This window comes from Stenotrophomonas sp. SrG, assembly GCF_050031795.1.
In the GTDB taxonomy this organism is placed as follows: Bacteria; Pseudomonadota; Gammaproteobacteria; order Xanthomonadales; family Xanthomonadaceae; genus Stenotrophomonas; species Stenotrophomonas rhizophila_A.
The window spans coordinates 1-237 of sequence record NZ_JBNBBE010001236.1; the positions used below are offsets into that span (position 1 = coordinate 1).

The 237-nt window shown below is 59.5% G+C and carries 1 protein-coding gene; it reads left to right on the forward strand.

Going from position 1 to position 237, the window contains the following annotated elements; genetic code table 11:
• Nucleotides 1-237 (forward strand): YdcH family protein (locus ACQG3P_RS23385; RefSeq protein WP_426806378.1); only part of this gene is annotated, 237 nt, incomplete at both ends.

Below are 237 nucleotides of genomic sequence, written 5' to 3' on the forward strand. Positions count from 1 at the left end.
TCAGCCCCAGATTGAAATCGACGCACGCCGCAAGAGCGATCCGGAATTCAAAGAGCTTTACGAACTGCACCAGAAGTTGAACAAGAAGTGTATGGATGCCGCGTTGGGCGTGAATCCGGTAGGCGTCCTCACTCTGGGCCAGTTGAAGCGTGAGAAGCTTCTCACCAAGCAGCGCCTGCTGCGCCTGTACGAGGCTTCCTCCCCCCGGCACGAAGGCCTGATCGTGCCGGCCCACGC